Below are 16,085 nucleotides of genomic sequence, written 5' to 3' on the forward strand. Positions count from 1 at the left end.
ATAAGGACATAGCAGCAAAGAGCGCTTGCGGGACACCGCAGGCGCTTATTTTGTATGCGGAAAGGCAGGAAATATGAACATTAACAGAAAGATAAGTAAGTACAATTTCAATAAGGGCAGCGTTTCCAGAATTAAGTATATTGTTATACATTATGTAGGCGCACTGGGCGGCGCAGAGGACAACTGCCGATATTATGGCGGCGGCAATAGAAATGCGTCGGCGCATTACTTTGTAGGATTTAACGGCGAGGTATGGCAGTGCGTAGAGGACGCTAATATAGCGTGGCATTGCGGAGCGTCGAGCTATAAGCACGCAGAGTGCCGAAACGCTAATAGTATCGGTATTGAAATGTGCGTAAGGAAGAAAAACACAAAGAGCATGGGCGCAACAGATAAAGACTGGTATTTTGAGGACGCAACAGTAGAGGCAGCGGCAGAGCTTACCCGTTACCTTATGAATAAATACGGCGTGCCTGCATCTCATGTAATCAGACATTACGACGTAACGGGCAAGATTTGCCCTAACCCGTATGTATATAACACCAGCGCCCACACATGGGACGAGTTTAAGCGTAAAATCAGCGGACAGGCAGAAACACCGCAGGGCGGCAATGAAAAAACAATCTGGAATTTTCTTACAGGAAAGGGCTTAAATGCTTATGCCGTGGCTGGTATTATGGGTAATCTGTATGCTGAAAGCGGGCTTATGCCGAACAACTTACAGAACATCTATAACAATAAGCTGGGTAAGACGGACGCAGAATATACAGCAGCGGTGGATAATGGCAGCTATGGCAATTTTGTAAAGGACAGTGCAGGCTATGGGCTGGCGCAGTGGACGTATTGGAGCAGAAAGCAGGCGTTACTTAATCATGCAAAACAGGCGGGCGTATCCATTGCAGACCTTAATATGCAGCTGGGCTTTTTATGGGAAGAATTGCAGGGATACACAGCAGTAATGGACGCACTGAAAAAGGCGGGCAGCGTGCGTGCTGCATCTGATGCCGTTCTTACTGGATATGAAAAGCCAGCAGACCAGAGCGAAACAGTAAAGAAAAAGCGTGCAGAGTACGGCGAGGGATACTATAAAAAGTATGCAGCAGGAAACGGTACAAAGTATTACAGAGTGCGCAAGAGCTGGACGGACGCAGCAAGCCAGCTGGGGGCGTTTACGTCGCTGGAAAATGCAAAGAGCGCTTGCAAGGCGGGCTATACCGTATATGATGATAACGGCAAGGCGGTATATGCCGCAGCGGGGCAGCAGGCAAGCGCAGGCGTTCCGTTTAGCGTACAGGTAGATATTTTAGACCTTAATATCAGAACGGGAGCAGGCACAAACTATGCAAAAACAGGAGAAACCACAGGAAAGGGAGTATTTACCATTGTGGAAGTGAAAGCCGGACAGGGCGCAAGTGCTGGCTGGGGACGCTTGAAGAGTGGCGCAGGCTGGATTAGCTTAGATTATGCCACAAGATTAGCTTAAGTTTTCGAGGGTGGGCGGTTCGCTGTCTGCCCTCTATTTTTTTGCAATTTTATAGGATTTTCTGCATAAAAGCGTTGACAAGTTACCCAAATGGGTATATAATTAAATTATGGAAAGGAGATAAGAACAAATAAGAGGCAAAGCCACTGGAAAGGAGAAACGGCACAATGGGTAAGAAAAAGAAACAAAAGAAAAAGCCTATCAAATGGCGAGACTTGGCAATCAACGCATTGATAGACTTAATCATAGGAATTATACTTATCATAATTGGTAAGTACATAGGTTAGGGCGAAAGCCCTAACCAACAGGCGGGCGATAAGCCCGCCGCCTATAAAAAATATAACACAAACCCACAGCCGAGTAAAGAGTATGCTTTTGAAATTAGGAGTATTTTTAGTAGCAGTAGGACTTGTAAAGCTGCTTATTGCTTTCATTTTGAGAGCGAAAGAAAAGAGAGGTAAGGCATGAATTTAGGCGAAAACATAAGGAAAGCACGAAAAGCGGCAGGCGTGACGCAAAAGGAACTTGCAGAGCGCCTGCAAGTTTACCCGAAAGATATAAGCCGTTGGGAAAACGGAGAAAGAACGCCGAGCGTGCCAGCGTTTGCGAAAATTTGCAGAGAGCTTAACGCCTCTGCTGATGAAATTTTAGAATTGAAGTAGATACGAAAGCGAGGGCTTACTATGACAAAGAAAAAGGTAATTTTATTGGTAGTGGCTGCATTATTTGCAGTAAGCGGTTTAACGGCGCTGCCGCCTGGAAATATAACAGGCGGGGTGGGCTGCATTGTGGTTGCGGCAGTATGCGCCTATTTTGGACTGAAAAAGAAAAGCGCAGGAAAAGAGAACGGAAACAGAACGCCAGCGCCTGCCGCTGCATCTGGTGGCAGAATTTTAGATACAATCAGAACGAAAGTAGTAGGCGTGACGTTCAATAATGAGGACGGAGAAAACAGGCAGGATATTTTAAGCAGAATGTCCGGCAGTGAAGATATTACAGTAGAAAAGTATACATACAACGGAGAGCCTGCCGCATACGTAAAGTGGGGCGATAAGGTAATAGGCAATCTATCGGCAGAGCTGGCGGGGGACTTAGCGAGAAAGTACCCGAAAGCCCGCTACACCGCAGAAATACTGGAAATTTCTGGGGGGGGGGGTACAGACGTTCGGGTGCAATATAGAGCTTGACGTAATCGAGGACACAACGCCCAGCGTAAGCCAGCATACGGGAGAAACTACGGTATATGTAGACCGTAGCAACAAAAAATACCATAGTAAGCCTAACTGTTCGGGAATGAAAAACCCAAAGAGCATACCGCTAAGCCAAGCAAAGAAGAAATACACCGCTTGTAAAAAGTGTTGTAAATAGGTAAAGGCATAAGCCGCAGACTTGTAAAAGAGTTTGCGGCTTTTCGTCGTATATGGGGAAAGAACAGGAACGAAAGAGAGGTAGCAGAAATGGCGAATAAGAAAGGCAGCCGACAGCTGACATGGACAGACCGTATAAGCCTTGAGGCGTTGAAAAAAGCGGGGCATAGCGTGATAGAGATAGCAGAGCAGCTGGGCGTACACCGCAGCACTATATATAATGAGCTTAAGAGAGGGCAGTATATGCACCGAAACAGCGACTATACGGAAGAACTGCGCTATAGTCCAGATATTGCACAGGAAAAGGCAGAGGAAAATTTAAAGGCGAGAGGCACACAGCTTAAAATAGGGAATGATATTGCATACGCAAATTACATAGAGGATAAAATAGTAAATGAAGATTACAGCCCAGCGGCGGTACTGGGAGAGCTGAAAGCGCAGGGAAAAGAGGGGGACTTTTCCGTAACGGTATGCGTAACGACTTTATACAGCTACATTGATAAGGGCATTTTCCTTAAGCTGTCTAACAAGGATTTGCCAGTAAAGAAGAATAAAAAGCGGAAATATAAGAAAGTGCAGCGGCAGCAGTCAAGGGCAGCAGCAGGCGAGAGTATAGAGAAACGCCCGAAAGAGATAGATACACGGGAAGAGTTCGGCAACTGGGAAATGGACAGCGTTTTAGGCAAGCGGGGAAAGTCAAAAAATACGCTGCTGGTGCTGACAGAGCGGAAAACCAGAAACGAGATTATATTTAAGCTGCCAGACCATACAGACGAGGCAGTAGTAGCGGCGCTGGATAGATTAGAAAGGAAATGGGGCGCTGATATGTTTAAGCGGGTATTTAAGACAATCACGGTAGACAATGGCAGCGAGTTTGCAGACGCAGAGGGCTTACAGCGTTCTATTATCAACGAGGGAGAAAAGCGGACAAAGGTATATTACTGCCACCCGTACAGCAGTTGGGAGCGTGGCACGAATGAGGTAACAAATAAGATGATACGCCGGAAGATACCGAAAGGCACAAATTTTGACGACAGGACAGAGGAAGAGGTAGAGAGTATAGAGAACTGGATAAACGGATACCCACGCAAAATACATGGCTATCATTCAGCAGGGGAATTATTCAAGGAAGAGGTAAAGCAGCTTGCATAACAACGGATACAGGGAGCGTGAGAGGCTGGCAGCAGTGGCAGCCTTACTACTGCGTTGCCTAAAAGTGAAAATATACAATAAAACAGGCTGCGTATTGTGCAAAATGGCAAAACGATAAAAACATGAAAAAATGTCGATTTTAATGTTGACATTTTTAGAATCCGGGAAAAACGTCGAAATGCATTGACAAAACATATCCTCATGTTAAAATGGACTTATATGACGATTTGTAGCTGTGAAAATACCAGGCAGTTACGATTATTTGAAATACAGGAGGGGGAACCAATGAAGTTTTTCATTGATACAGCCAATGTGGATGAAATCCGCAAAGCAAATGACATGGGAGTGATCTGCGGAGTTACAACAAATCCGTCCCTGATCGCAAAAGAAGGAAAAGATTATGTTGAGACTTTAAAAGAGATCGCTTCTATCGTAGACGGACCGATCAGCGGTGAGGTAAAGGCAACAACAACTGACGCGGAGGGAATGATCGCGGAGGGCCGCGAGATCGCGAAGATCCACCCGAATATGGTCGTTAAGATCCCGATGACGGTGGAAGGCTTAAAGGCGACAAAAGTGCTTTCTTCCGAAGGCATCAAGGTGAATGTGACCCTGATCTTCTCCGCCAACCAGGCACTTCTTGCAGCCAGAGCAGGCGCAGCTTATGTGTCCCCGTTCGTAGGACGTCTCGATGATATCTCCCAGCCAGGTATCGATCTCATCGACACTGTTGCAGAGATCTTCGCTCTCCATGATATCGAGACAGAGATCATCGCGGCAAGCGTACGACACACCATGCATGTAACAGAGTGTGCACTTGCAGGCGCTGATATCGCGACGGTTCCGTATAAAGTAATCGAGCAGATGACACATCACCCGTTAACTGACCAGGGAATTGAGAAATTCCGTAAAGACTATGAAGCAGTTTTCGGCAAATAAGGGAAATTCATGAGGACGCCTCCGGGCGTCCTTTTTTTGCGCGCTTTTCTGTGATAAAGAGGTAGTGAAAAGAATAGAAAACGTGGAAAATTGCAAAGGAAAAAATTAAATAATATAAAATATATAAACAATACAAACAACAATAAACAGAATATAAAGAGAAAGGAAACAAAAAAAAATGGAAACATCAGAAACAAAACAGAACAAGGCGGCATCTGTCGTTATCCAGACTGCGGTTATCCTGTTTGGTCTCACGGTCTACGCTGCGGGAGTCGTCCTCTTCATTCTGCCGTTGGACATGATCGCCGCGGGAACCACAGGACTTGGTCTTATGGCACAGCATTTCTTCGGGATCCCTCTTTCCGGCTTCGTGGCGGTCTTCAATATCGCCATGTTCGGTCTCGGCTGGCTGGAGTTGGGGAAAAAATTTGCGGCGACGACCCTGCTTGCGACATTTTATTACCCGTTCATCCTTGACCGCCTGACCGCCCTGGCGGGAGACTTCGTATTCACAACGGATCCCATGCTCTGTGCCATCTTTGCTGGGATCATGATCGGATTCGCTCTGGGGTTCGTGATCCGCTCCGGTGCCTCCACCGGCGGCATGGACATCCCTCCGCTTGTCCTGCAGAAACGCTTTAAGGTTCCGGTATCTGTGTCCATGTACGTTTTCGATGTGGCGATCCTCTTATCCCAGCTTTTGTTCCGCGACCGGGAAAAGATCCTCTACGGGATTATCATGGTCATGGTCTACACCGTGATCTTGGACAAGATGCTCATGATGGGCAAAAAGCAGGTACAGGCGAAGATCATCAGCGAGAAATACGAGGAGATCAATATCGCAGTGCAGGAACAGCTTGACCGTGGAACCACATTATTCCAGATCGAGGGCGGGCACTTAAGAAAGACGTCCATGGCCGTCGTCACCGTAGTTTCCGGCAGGGAACTTCAGAAATTAAACCGCATCGTGATGGACATCGATCCGGAAGCATTCATGGTGGTTCACCAGGTCGGAGAAGTCCGCGGGCGGGGCTTTACTGAGATGAAACGTCATCTGCAAGCAGAAGGTTTAAAAAATTAACTGCATCACGAGACAGGCATTAGAAAAAAAGTTTCTTAAATTTTTCTGACGAAAAGGGATAAAAATGTTGCTAAGGCGGGGAAAAACTCCTTGAATTTTGCATCAAATCCGTTTATTATTACACTAGGCAGAAATTTGATTTTCGTCAATTTAAGGAATAATGGAGGACAGCAAAATGACAAAAACGTCGGCAATCAACAGAATTCATGAATTGCTTGATGACAACAGCTTTGTTGAGGTTGGTGCTTATATTACTGCCAGAAGCACTGATTACAACATGCAGTCTCAGGAAACCCCTGCAGATGGTGTTGTTACCGGTTATGGTACTATCAATGGCGCTCTCGTCTATGTGTACAGCCAGGACGCGTCCGTAATGGGCGGATCCATCGGCGAAATGCACGCAGAGAAGATCGAGAAGCTCTATAGTATGGCTATGAAAATGGGCGCACCCATTGTTGGTCTGGTTGACTGTGCAGGATTCAGACTCCAGGAAAGCATGGATGCCCTGGACGGCTTCGGCAAACTTTATGTCTGCCAGGCAATGGCATCCGGTGTGATCCCGCAGATCCAGGCTGTGTTTGGAAACTGCGGCGGCGGAATGGCTGTGGCATCTGAAATGGCTGATTTCACATTTATGGAACAGGACGCAAAAATGTTTGTGAATGCTCCGTTTGTAATCGCTGAGAACGATGCTGATAATTCCAGCGCTGAGTATCAGGCAAAAGAGACAGGAAACGTATGCGCGACTGGCTCCGAGAAAGAAATTTTCACAGAGATCAGAAACCTTGTTTCCATCCTTCCGGCTAACAACGAGGATGACATGTCTTACAGCGAATGTGAGGATGACTTAAACAGAATCTGCACAGATATCGAGAACTGCGCAGGCGATACATCCATCGCACTGTCCATGATCTCTGATGACAGCTTCTACATGGAAATGAAGAAGGACTACGCACCGGAGATGGTAACGGCATTTATCCGCTTAAACGGAGCTACCGTTGGCTGTGTTGCAAATCGCAGCGAAGTTTATACAGACGGCGAGAAGACTGCTACTTATGACGCAGCCCTTACCGCAGCAGGATGTGAGAAAGCAGTAGCATTTGTAAACTTCTGCAACGCTTTCGAGATCCCGGTACTTACACTCGTCAATGTAGATGGTTACAAGAACTGCAAATGCAACGAGAAGAAGATCGCGAAGGCGGCAGCACGCCTGACCTACGCATTCGCAAACGCTGACGTTCCGAAGGTAACTGTCGTTGTCGGCAAGGCAAACGGAACAGCAGGTCTTACCATGAACAGCAAGTCCATCGGTTCTGACATTGTATACGCATGGAAGAACGCGAAGATCGGTGTCATGGAAGCAGTACCGGCTGTGAAGATCATGTATGCTGACGAGATCACAAAGGCTGACAATGCGGCAGCCCTGATCAATGAAAAAGCAGCACAGTATAATGAGATGCAGGCAAGCGCACTTGCGGCAGCAAAGAGAGGATATGTAGACGATATCATCGAGGCTTCCGAGACAAGACAGCGTGTAGCTGCTGCATTTGAGATGCTGTTCACAAAAAGAGAGGATCGTCCGTCCAAAAAGCACGGAACGATCTAATATGAGGTGGCTGAAATATGAAACAGAGAATTAGAAGAATCTGGCTTGCACTCTGCATGGCAGTTTGCCTCTTCGCGCTTGCAGGATGCTCTGCAGCCGTTGACACCGCTGAAACGATCGATCCGCAGATCGAAATGGCGATGCAGTCCGGCTCCCAGCAGTACCTGGATCTGTTCAACCAGATGGATGACGCTTCCATCGAACAGGCCCTTGCAACAAGCGTAAAGAACAAAGATACTGTTATGGAGAATGCGTTAAAATCCTGGGATTCCATTAAGGATGACCTTGGCGCGTTCGTTTCCAGCGAGACAGCAGTCGTTACAAAAAGTGATGACGGCTATGTCGCAAGAATGAACACTGTTTACGAGAAGAGAGCGATGGAATTCACTCTGATCGCAGACGAGGACCTCAACAAGGTTGAGACAATTTCCTTCTCTCCGGTTTACACAACAGGCGAGAAGATGGCGAAAGCCGGAATGAATACCTTAATGGGTATGGGCGTTGTATTCGCAGTCCTGATCTTCATCAGCTGGCTGATCAGCATGTTCAAATACATCAACGTATTTGAGGCAAAGATGAAGGCAAAGAAGGCTGCAGCAGCACCGGCACCGGCGGCAGCACCGCAGGCAGCACCGGCAGCTCCGGCTCCGGCACCGGCAGCAGCACCGGCTGAGGAGGAGAACCTCACCGACGACACAGAGCTCGTTTCCGTGATTACAGCAGCGATTGCAGCTTACGAGGGAAAAGAGACTGTTGACAACGGACTTGTAGTCCGCTCCATCAAACGTGTTTCTAACAGAAACTGGAATTAATATTATCAGGAGGAAATCACAATGAAAAATTATACAATCACAGTAAACGGTAATGTATATGAAGTAACAGTAGAAGAGGGCTTCACAGGCGCAGCTTCCACACCGAAGGCAGCAGCACCGGCACCGAAGGCAGCACCGGCACCGGCAGCAGCTCCGAAGGCAGCACCGGCACCGGCTGCAGCTCCGGCAGCTCCGGCTGGCGCAGCAGGCGCAGTAGCAGTTACAGCTCCGATGCCGGGTAAGATCCTTGGCGTTAAGGCATCTGCAGGTCAGGCTGTTAAGAGAGGCCAGGTTCTCCTGATCCTTGAAGCTATGAAGATGGAGAACGAGATCGTTGCGCCGCAGGACGGCACTGTTGCAACAATCAATGTTGCTGTTGGTGATTCCGTAGAGCCGGGTGCTACACTCGCTACATTAAACTAATTTTCTGCTGACTGCAGATTCCACATGGAGGGATTAACATGGAATACATTCAAAATACACTTTTGAATCTTCTTCAGCAGACAGCATTCCTGAATTTAAGCGTAGGAAACCTGATCATGATCTTAGTTGCGTGTATCTTCCTTTACCTTGCGATCGGAAAAGGATTTGAGCCGCTTCTTCTTGTACCGATTTCCTTTGGTATGCTGCTTGTAAATATCTACCCGGATATTATGCTGAGCATTGAAGATTCTTCTAACGGAGTTGGAGGACTTCTTCACTACTTCTATTTACTGGATGAGTGGAGTATTCTTCCGTCCCTGATCTTCATGGGTGTAGGCGCGATGACAGACTTCGGTCCGCTGATCGCTAACCCGAAGAGCTTCCTTTTAGGCGCTGCCGCACAGTTCGGTATCTACGCCGCTTACTTTATGGCTATTTTCATGGGCTTCAATGACAAGGCAGCCGCAGCGATCTCCATCATCGGTGGTGCTGATGGCCCAACATCCATCTTTCTTGCAGGTACGCTTGGACAGACTGAGTTCATGGGACCGATCGCCGTAGCAGCTTACTCCTACATGGCTCTCGTTCCGATCATTCAGCCGCCGATCATGAAACTCTTAACAACGGAAGAAGAGAGAAAGATCAAGATGGAACAGCTTCGTCCGGTATCCAAACTTGAGAAGATCCTCTTCCCGGTTATCGTTACGATCGTAGTTTGTATGATCCTTCCGACAACAGCTCCGCTCGTTGGTATGCTTATGGTTGGTAACCTCTTCCGTGAGTCCGGCGTTGTTAAACAGTTACAGGAGACAGCTTCCAACGCTCTTATGTACATCGTTGTAATCGTTCTCGGTCTTTCCGTTGGCGCTACAACAAGTGCTGAGAGATTCTTAAAAGTTACAACTATCAAGATCGTTATCCTTGGACTTATCGCGTTCGCGTTCGGTACAGCAGCCGGCGTTATCTTTGGTAAGCTCATGTGCAAGGTAACTGGTGGTAAGGTTAATCCGTTAATCGGTTCTGCCGGAGTATCCGCAGTTCCGATGGCAGCCCGTGTATCCCAGAAGGTTGGTTCTGAGGCAGATCCGACAAACTTCCTTCTTATGCACGCAATGGGACCGAACGTAGCCGGTGTTATCGGTACAGCAGTTGCTGCCGGTACCTTCATGGCTATCTTCGGAGTTTAATTGAAACCGAAACTTTTAATATAGGGGAGGTCTGCCCGGGCAGATCTCCCGGTAGGAGGATAATAAAATGGCAGAAGTTCAGAAAAAGCCGGTTAAGATCGTTGAGACCGTTCTTCGTGATGCGCATCAGTCTCTCCTTGCAACAAGAATGACGACTGATCAGATGCTTCCGATCGTTGACAAAATGGATAAAGTTGGCTACTACGCAGTAGAATGCTGGGGCGGCGCTACTTTTGATGCCTGCCTGCGTTTCCTGAAGGAAGATCCGTGGGAGAGACTCAGAAAACTGAGAGCTGGATTCAAGAACACGAAGCTTCAGATGCTGTTCCGTGGTCAGAATATCCTTGGATACAATCACTATGCAGATGATGTGGTTGAGTACTTTGTGCAGAAATCCATCGCAAATGGTATTGATATTATCCGTATTTTTGACTGCCTGAATGATATCAGAAACCTTGAGACTGCCGTTAAGGCAACAAAAAAGGAAGGCGGACATGCCCAGATCGCCCTTTGCTATACATTAGGCGATGCGTATACACTTGATTACTGGAAGAATATCGCTTCCGAGATCGAGAGCATGGGCGCTGATTCCCTCTGCATCAAGGATATGGCAGGTCTTTTAACTCCGTACGCGGCTTCCGAGCTTGTTACGGCATTGAAACAGGGCACAAAGCTGCCGATCGACCTGCATACACACTATACCTCCGGTGTTGCTTCCATGACATATTTAAAGGCTGTGGAAGCAGGCTGCGATATCATTGACTGCGCAATGTCTCCGCTGGCTCTCGGTACATCCCAGCCGGCAACTGAAGTTATGGTTGAGACATTCCGCGGCACCAAGTATGATACTGGCTATGACCAGAATCTGCTTGCAGAGATCACCGATTACTTCACACCGATCCGTGAGGAAGCTTTAAAGAGCGGCCTTCTGAACCCGAAGGTTCTCGGTGTAAACATCAAGACGCTCCAGTATCAGGTACCGGGCGGAATGCTTTCCAACCTTGTTTCCCAGTTAAAGGAAGCTGGTCAGGAAGACAAGTACCGCGCAGTGCTTGAGGAGATCCCGAGAGTAAGAAAAGACTTCGGTGAGCCGCCGCTTGTAACTCCGTCCTCCCAGATCGTTGGCACACAGGCTGTCATGAACGTTCTTGCCGGCGAGAGATATAAGATGGTTCCGAAGGAGTCCAAGAAGATCATGATGGGTGAATTTGGTAAGACGGTGAAACCGTTCAACAAAGAAGTCCAGAAGAAGATCATCGGCGATGCGACTCCGATCACCTGTCGTCCAGCAGATCTGATCGAGCCGCAGTTACCGAAATTCGAGAAGGAATGCGCACAGTGGAAGCAGCAGGATGAGGATGTATTATCCTATGCTCTGTTCCCGGCTGTAGCAAAAGACTTCTTCGAGTACCGTGAAGCCCAGCAGACGAAGGTTGACCAGAAGACTGCAGACAAAGCAAATAAAGCTTACCCGGTATAATTTTGCAGTAAATCTGAAGTGTAATTGACGAAAAAACATGAGGCCCGGCGTTTCCATGAGGAGATGCCGGGCTTTTGTGCTGTCATGCATTCGAAAGAAACTGGCGGTGGAAGCTTCTGCAGGTTATAGTTTCTTTTTTAAGTTTTTATTAAGAAAATGCGGCAATATTTGGAATTTGTGTGAAGTTTCTCCTGCGCGGTTGACAGAAAAGTGCCTTTATCATTATAATGGATATGATGTCGATTTTATGCAAAATTTCACGAAACCGGCAGTGGGAGAGAAGAAAAACATGACAAAGAGACAAAAAAGATTTCTGGCGCTGATGCTGGGGGCGGTCCTTTTGGGAGATTGTGCGGCTCACACCGGAACGATGATATCCGGGCTGTCTTCCGTATACGCGGCGACAGGCTCGGCGACAGTAAATGCCACGACTCTGAATGTGCGGAGTACACCGGGGACGACGGGATCTATCGTAAAAAAACTTGCCTACGGAGCTGCTGTGACAGTGGTTTCCGAGACAACGGGATCCGACGGGAAGATCTGGTATAAGATCCAGTTTTCCTCCAGTTCAGGGACACAGGGAGGCTATGTCCGTTCAGACTATATCAAATTCCCGGTATCCTACAGCTATGACGCGAACTTTGAGAGCTATTTAAACAGCCAGGGATTCCCGGAAAGCTACAAGACGTCTCTGCGGACCCTTCACACGGAACATCCGACCTGGGTCTTCCAGGCCCAGAAGACGGGGCTTAACTGGAGCGATGTGATGGAGGCGGAAGGAGCAGTCGGAACGAATCTGGTATCGAAGGCGAGCATTTCATCCTGGAAATCCACAGACTACGGCGCTTACGACTGGAATACAAGCACCTGGACCGGATTCGACGGTTCTTCCTGGGTGGCGGCATCCAAGGACATTGTCGCCTACTATATGGATCCGAGAAATTTCCTAAACGATACCTATGTATTCCAGTTTCTGCATCACGCCTTCGACAGCAATACCCAGACGAGAGCGGGACTTACGAGCCTGATCACGGGAACATTCCTGGAAAAGACGCCGGAGGAGACGACGGCAGCCCAGAGTATCCAGGAGACTTCGGGGTCCGGTACAGCGGCAGTCATAAACAGTAAAACGAATACTGAAGTTTCCGGCTCCCTGCAGCAGGGGGAAAACTACGGACCGGGAATGAGTTCTGGAACGTCCGGCGGAAGTCCTTATGGAAGCGGCAACATAAGCTCTGGCAGCGAAAATCAGGGTGTGAGCCTTGAGGGGCCGGGTTCTACGGTGAGCTCCGCGATCAGCCAGAGAAAGATGTATACAACGGCACTCCCGGAGGTAGAGTATGGTCCGGGAATGGACGCGTCTGCCATCACCGATGACAATACCGGCGCGTCAAACACTTCACCGGTACCGACGGGACAGACTTATGTGGATATTATTATGAAGGCGGCGGCCCAGACTGGCGTCAACCCGTATGTCCTTGGCGCTATGATCCTTCAGGAGCAGGGGATAGGTAAATCCGGAAGTATTTCAGGAAAGACCTCCGGCTATGAAGGCTACTATAATTTCTTTAATATCGGCGCTTTCGCTTCCGGCTCCATGTCAGCCGTCACGAGAGGTCTTTGGTACGCGTCCCAGTCGGGAAGCTACGGAAGACCGTGGAATTCTATCGAAAAGTCCATCATCGGCGGCGCGACCTACTACAGTGAGAATTTCCTGAAAAATGGACAGGATACCTTCTATTTAAAGAAATTTAATGTGCAGGGCAGCAGCCCCTACAAGCATCAGTATATGACAAACGTGGAAGGAGCGGCCGGGGAGGGCGCGAAGCTCGCGAGGGCCTATACGGATGAGATGAAGAAACAGGCGCTCGTGTTCAAGATCCCGGTATTCAACAACATGCCGGAAACTGCCTGCGCGAAGCCGACCGTGACGGGAAGCCCGAACAACAAGCTGTCAGGGATCACCATCGACGGATATTCCCTGACACCAACCTTCAATAAAGATACGGAGAAGTATGATCTCATTGTAGACTCTTCAGTTTCCTCTGTAAATATCCGTGCTACGGCTATCGACTCCAAGGCAGCAGTCAGTGGAGCAGGATCGATCAGTCTCGGAAGCGGAACGACGATCGTGAAGATTCAGGTGAAGGCGGAGAACGGTGATGTCCGCACATACCAGGTTTCCATTGCGAAAGGAAACGGAAACGGCAGCACCACCGTAGTTTCCCCGTCGACGGGAAGTTCCACAGGTTCTTCGTCCTCGGGCTTTACGACGACCGGATCTACGGTAGGCCCTGGCGGATCGACCGGAATATCCAATAGCGGGAGCAGTTTCGGCACCACTGGCCCTGGAAGCACAAATTCCGGATCACAGAGTTCTTATCCGGAAGGCGCCTCCGGATCTGGAAAGCTCGTGACGTCATCGACAGGAACGAGCGGCTCTTATCCGGAGGGCGCGACCGGCAGCGGAAAGCTTGTGACCGGCAACTGATATGGGAATATCGGGTCATAAAAAGATCCATTTCAGGAAAGACTATGCTTGGAAGTACAGGCGGAAATTATGGAAACAAGACAATGATCAGCCTGGAAAAAGCTGGAATAGGAGATAAAGAAATATGAACAAATACATGAAAAAACTGGCGGCGGGGCTGTTGGCGTTCGCACTGATGGTCATGCTGTTGCCGGCTGGCGTGGTGGTTTCATTTGCGGCCAGCGGAAAACTTTCGTTTTCCGACCCGACCGTTTCGGTGGGAGACCAGATATCCGTCACGATGAAGATCGTCGCGGACGCAGCGCTCGGTTCTTCCGATGTGATGCTTCAGTATGATGCGGATGCCCTTGAATTTGTCAGCGGTACGAACTCCAATGGCGGAGCAGGATCTGTCCGTGTCATCGGCTCTGCGGAGGCTGCGGACCAGAAGACGTTCAGCTTTACATTAAAATTTAATGCCTTGAAGGCTGGAACTTCCTCTATCACGGTGAAATCCCAGGAAGTTTACGATGCCGACTCCAAGGCAGTGACTCTCAACCATATTGGAAGCTCTTCCGTAAAGATCAACGCGGCGGATACTTCTTCCAGGGACGCGTCCTTAGCGTCCCTCACGATCTCACCGGGTACTTTAAAACCGGCGTTCTCCGCGGATACGACCGAGTATACCGCTGCGGTTCCAAGCGATGTGACATCCATCACGGTCAGCGCACCGGCAAAGGACGGCGGCGCAAAGGTGACTGTCAGCGGAAATGATGATCTCCAGGACGGAGAGAACACCATCACCTGTACCGTAACAGCGGAGGATGGGGAGACAACAAAGACCTACACCATCGTTGTCACAAAGTCTGACGACGCGGCAGCTTCCGCCGGTGAGACAGACGCGGATTCCGCAGAGACGAACGCAGGAGTCATCGGTGAGGACGGCAGCTGGACTGTTGCGGATACCTTTGATGATTCTGAGCTTCCGTCAGGATTTACAGCGACGGAGATCGAGTATGAGGGCAGAAGCGTAAAGGCAGCTACAGATGATTCTGGAATGACCTTACTTTATATGACAGATGATTCCGGCAACGGGGACTTCTTTGTATACAACAGCGAGACAGGCACTTTATCTGCTTATGTAGTCGTGAAGATGGCAGAGAAGACAGTCGTAGTGCTTCCGCCTGAGTGCATCCCGGAGGGAACAGCACTCCCGGACGGTTTTGCCGAGTGCACCATCGATATCGGAGATCACACAGTCCACGGCTGGATCTGGAAAGACAGCGGAGATTCCGCACCGGAGTATTGTGTCGTTTACGGACGTAACGAGAACGGTGAGGAAGGCTTCTACCGCTACGATCAGAAGGAGATGACGCTCCAGCGTTACTTCCAGGATCCGGACGCAGCAGATGCCCGCAGCAAGTACTTAAAGGTTGCTGAGGATTACAACAGTCTGCTTAAGGATTACGAGATCCGCGGAATGTTCGTGATCGGGCTTTTTGCACTCAGTATTCTCTTAGTGATCATCATTATCGTTCTCTTACTCAGAAAGCCGAAGGCACCGAAGAATCCGGGCCGCGGCGGATATGATGACGATTACGGTGACTACGAGGGCGGACGGAAAAACAGAAAGTCCGAGCCGAAAAAGGCGCAGAAGACCGGAAAGTCCGAGAAAGCGCCGGAGAGAAGAGCTGCGTCCAGACCGGCTGCCCGCGGGGAAGAGCTTTTCGATGAGGAAGAGGAAGAAATCCAGATCCCGCGAAGAAGACCGGAGGCAGCCGAGACACGCCGGCCGGCAGCGAAGAGACGGGAAGCTGTGAGGACAGAGAATGTTCCAGAGAGAACAGACACTCCGGAGAGACCGGTGAGAAAGAATGTGGCGGATATGGAAAAAGATCTGTCAAAGAACCTTGCGAAGGAGGCCGCGAAGGCAGCGCCGAAAGCGGCACCGGCTGAGAAGAGGAACGAGGATGACGATGACTTCGAGTTTATCGATCTGGATCTGTAAAAGAGTATAATAAAAATGCCGTGAGAGGTAAAAGCAATCTTCTCACGGCATTTTTCGGTTGTCGCGTACTCGAAACA

General features: G+C 49.0%; 13 protein-coding genes. All 13 read left to right on the forward strand.

All coding sequences use genetic code 11. The annotated features are described in order from the left end of the window. Positions 1 to 73: 73 nt before the first annotated feature. Positions 74 to 1,483 carry a phage tail tip lysozyme gene (locus ABCW45_RS12765; RefSeq protein ID WP_118771982.1) on the forward strand — a complete coding sequence of 470 codons (1,410 nt, stop codon included), beginning with the start codon at positions 74 to 76 and terminating at the stop codon, positions 1,481 to 1,483. A 464-nt stretch (positions 1,484 to 1,947) separates the two neighbouring features. Then, positions 1,948 to 2,145, forward strand: a complete 198-nt coding sequence (locus tag ABCW45_RS12770; protein ID WP_118628823.1) for a helix-turn-helix domain-containing protein — start codon at positions 1,948 to 1,950, stop codon at positions 2,143 to 2,145. Between the two features lie 21 nt (positions 2,146 to 2,166). Then, positions 2,167 to 2,670, forward strand: coding sequence for a hypothetical protein (locus ABCW45_RS12775; RefSeq protein ID WP_343220975.1), 504 nt, complete (start codon positions 2,167 to 2,169; stop codon positions 2,668 to 2,670). A gap of 270 nt (positions 2,671 to 2,940) precedes the next feature. Then, positions 2,941 to 4,002 (forward strand): IS30 family transposase, encoded by a 1,062-nt coding sequence (locus tag ABCW45_RS12780; protein ID WP_118628825.1) that lies wholly within the window; start codon positions 2,941 to 2,943, stop codon positions 4,000 to 4,002. Positions 4,003 to 4,287: 285 nt separating this feature from the next. Further along, entirely contained in the window at positions 4,288 to 4,941 is a 654-nt protein-coding gene (gene fsa / locus ABCW45_RS12785) for a fructose-6-phosphate aldolase (protein ID WP_117469846.1), read from the forward strand. Positions 4,942 to 5,119: 178 nt separating this feature from the next. After that, positions 5,120 to 6,022 (forward strand): YitT family protein, encoded by a 903-nt coding sequence (locus ABCW45_RS12790; protein ID WP_117469845.1) that lies wholly within the window; start codon positions 5,120 to 5,122, stop codon positions 6,020 to 6,022. 175 nt (positions 6,023 to 6,197) lie between these two features. Then, positions 6,198 to 7,628, forward strand: a complete 1,431-nt coding sequence (locus ABCW45_RS12795) for an acyl-CoA carboxylase subunit beta (protein ID WP_242990531.1) — start codon at positions 6,198 to 6,200, stop codon at positions 7,626 to 7,628. 17 nt (positions 7,629 to 7,645) lie between these two features. Next, positions 7,646 to 8,440 (forward strand): OadG family transporter subunit, encoded by a 795-nt coding sequence (locus ABCW45_RS12800; RefSeq protein WP_117469843.1) that lies wholly within the window; start codon positions 7,646 to 7,648, stop codon positions 8,438 to 8,440. Positions 8,441 to 8,461: 21 nt separating this feature from the next. Continuing rightward, a complete protein-coding gene (locus ABCW45_RS12805) occupies positions 8,462 to 8,863 on the forward strand; it encodes a biotin/lipoyl-containing protein (protein ID WP_117469842.1) in 402 nt (133 codons plus the stop codon). A 38-nt stretch (positions 8,864 to 8,901) separates the two neighbouring features. Beyond that, the gene (locus ABCW45_RS12810) at positions 8,902 to 10,050 is read left to right on the forward strand and encodes a sodium ion-translocating decarboxylase subunit beta (RefSeq protein WP_117469841.1); all 1,149 of its coding nucleotides are present in this window, start codon (positions 8,902 to 8,904) and stop codon (positions 10,048 to 10,050) included. 67 nt (positions 10,051 to 10,117) lie between these two features. Continuing rightward, a complete protein-coding gene (locus ABCW45_RS12815) occupies positions 10,118 to 11,530 on the forward strand; it encodes an oxaloacetate decarboxylase subunit alpha (protein WP_343220976.1) in 1,413 nt (470 codons plus the stop codon). Positions 11,531 to 11,819: 289 nt separating this feature from the next. Continuing rightward, a complete protein-coding gene (locus ABCW45_RS12820; RefSeq protein ID WP_343220977.1) occupies positions 11,820 to 14,021 on the forward strand; it encodes an SH3 domain-containing protein in 2,202 nt (733 codons plus the stop codon). A 124-nt stretch (positions 14,022 to 14,145) separates the two neighbouring features. Continuing rightward, complete coding sequence (locus tag ABCW45_RS12825) at positions 14,146 to 16,008, forward strand: cadherin-like beta sandwich domain-containing protein (RefSeq protein WP_343220978.1); 1,863 nt, start codon at positions 14,146 to 14,148, stop codon at positions 16,006 to 16,008. Positions 16,009 to 16,085 lie beyond the last annotated feature (77 nt).

Source organism: Pilosibacter fragilis, from assembly GCF_032490495.1.
GTDB lineage: Bacteria > Bacillota > Clostridia > Lachnospirales > Lachnospiraceae > Pilosibacter > Pilosibacter fragilis.